Here is a 2,419-nt window from a genome sequence, read left to right on the forward strand (position 1 = left end):
TGTCTTTCGTGACCACCGCGCCAGCACCGATGACGACGTTGTCACAGATGGTGACAGGAAGAATAGTGGCGTTTGACCCAATAGAAACCTTGTTACCAATCCTGGTTGGCAGCCAGAGGCTCTTGTCACCGCGTGCCGGGCCTCCATTGACAAACTTATCATTCACAAACATGACGCCGTGCGCGACGACACAGTCGTCGCCAATCTCAACAAGGGCGCACAGAAAGGAGTGGGACTGAATGCGGCAACGCTTGCCCACTGTGGCAGACTTCTGAATTTCCACGAAGGGGCCGATGAAGGTGTCGTCGCCGATGGTGCAACCATAGAGGTTCGTAGGTTCGACAACAATTACGCGCTCGCCAAACAGCACGTCCTTGACAGCACAATGCCTGATGGTCGGCCTGCCCATCAATGGCCGCCCAAACGTGAGCGCTTGGGATGAAATCGAAGCTGGACTTCTCTGCCTGTTTCACTGGACTCGTACATGGCATTTATTAATTCGACGCTGCGCCGCCCTACTAGCCCATCAACAAGCTGCTGCTTCTTGTTCTCAATGCAATCAACCACATGTTGGTAGTAGGCTTGATGTCCGAAACCATATACGTTGGGCGGGTTGACAGAATACCTTTCCATCACATCCGCGTCGCCATCAAGCGGTTCGGTGAAGTTCCAGACCTTCATCTTGTTGACTGCAAAGCCGCCGATCTCAACCGTGCCCTTCTCGCCAAGTATCGAAATCGAACCTTCCAGGTCCCTCGGCCTCACTGCAGTGGTTGCCTCGATTATTCCAAGCGCGCCGTTTCTGAATTTCAGGATGACAACGGCAGTATCCTCAGCTTCGATGTTGACCAGCGCAGTCGCACTCTTGGCAAACACCGAATCGACATCACCCATCATCCACTCAAGCAAGTCGACATGATGGCTTGCCTGATTTGTCAATACGCCGCCATCAAGTGCCCAGGTTCCACGCCATGCATCCTGATCGTAATATTTCTGATCGCGACACCATCGGACGCGAACAGTCCCCATTACAAGTTTGCCAAAACGATTCCCCTCAATCGCCTCGCGCAGTTTAAGGACCGGGACGTTGAACCGGTTCTGCTTGATCACGAACAGCTTGATTCCTGCGGCGTCACATGCCTGGATCATCGCGTCGACATCATCGCATGTTAGTGCCATCGGTTTCTCGACAACGATATGTTTGCCATACTTTGCCAACTCGATCACATGCTTTGCGTGATGGCCGCTTTCTGTCAGCACGACAACTACATCCGGCGTGGTCTTGACCATCATCTCATGCATATCGGTAAACCAGGGGACCGAAAACTGCTCCCCAATTCTGGTTGCCTTTTCAGGTTCAATGTCACAGACGGCTGCCAATCGGGCACCCAGTATCTGGCCGTTGCCGAGCAGTTCTGAATGGCGTTTTGCTATGCGACCACAACCCACCAATGCAAATTTCAGCATTTACCGTTTCTCCCAATTGAAAAATACTCGAGCCCTTGCGCCTTCATGTCAGCAGGCTCGAAGAGGTTGCGGCCGTCGAAGATGACCGAGTTCGTCATGGCGGCTTTAAGCGACTTCCAGTTCGGGATGAGGTAATCCTTCCACTCGGTCACGATGATCAGCGCGTCCGCGCCCTGCACGGCTTGCATGGGTTTGCTGGCAAATTGCAGGTTTTGCAGTAGAGCGGGGGCGTCAGCCAGGTCCAGCGTCAGCACGCGGCGGGCTTCTTCTGCGGCGACGGGGTCGTGCGCGTTGATGCGGGCACCGGCGCGCAGCAGGGCCTGGACGATGACGCGGCTGGGTGCGTCGCGCATGTCGTTGGTGTTGGGTTTGAAGGCCAGGCCCCACAGGGCGAAGGTTTTGCCGGTCAGGTTGCGGCCGTATTTGGTGAAGACCTTATTGACCAGTACGTGTTTCTGTTCGTGGTTGACGGCCTCTACCGCTTCTAGCACGCGCAGGGTTTGGCCGTATTCGCGGGCGGTGCGGGCCAGGGCCTGCACGTCTTTGGGGAAGCAACTGCCGCCGTAGCCGGTGCCGGCATACAAAAAGCTGTAGCCAATGCGCGGGTCAGAGCCTATGCCCTGGCGCACCAGCTCGATGTCGGCACCCACCTGGTCGGCCAGGTTGGCCAGTTCGTTCATGAGGCTGATGCGGGTTGCCAGCATGGCGTTGGCGGCGTATTTGGTGAACTCCGCGCTTTTAACATCCATGACGCGAGTGCGTTCGTGGTTGCGGTTGAAGGGGGCGTAGAGCTGGCGCATGGTGCTTAGAGCCCTCTCGCCTGCGGCGTCGCTGGAAACGCCTAGGACAATGCGGTCGGGGCGGGTGAAGTCTTCTACGGCGGCGCCTTCTTTTAGGAATTCGGGGTTGGAGACTACTGAGAAAGCGGGGTTTCTGTGGGAGCTGCGCCCTC

The 2,419-nt window shown here is 56.3% G+C and carries 3 protein-coding genes; all 3 read right to left on the bottom strand.

The genetic code is table 11. The features are described 5' to 3' along the window. A partial coding sequence (locus ACOYNV_RS27460) for an acyltransferase (RefSeq protein ID WP_422902999.1) occupies positions 1–409 on the bottom strand: 409 nt, incomplete at its 3' end. Beyond that, positions 409–1,467, bottom strand: coding sequence for a Gfo/Idh/MocA family protein (locus ACOYNV_RS27465; RefSeq protein WP_422903000.1), 1,059 nt, complete (start codon positions 1,465–1,467; stop codon positions 409–411). The genes ACOYNV_RS27465 and ACOYNV_RS27460, both read right to left, overlap by 1 nt. Further along, positions 1,461–2,419, bottom strand: a 959-nt coding sequence (locus ACOYNV_RS27470; protein WP_422903001.1) for a UDP-glucose dehydrogenase family protein, incomplete at its 5' end; no start/stop codon positions are given. The genes ACOYNV_RS27470 and ACOYNV_RS27465, both read right to left, overlap by 7 nt.

This window comes from Propionivibrio sp. (genome assembly GCF_049316945.1).
Taxonomy (GTDB): Bacteria; Pseudomonadota; Gammaproteobacteria; order Burkholderiales; family Rhodocyclaceae; genus Propionivibrio.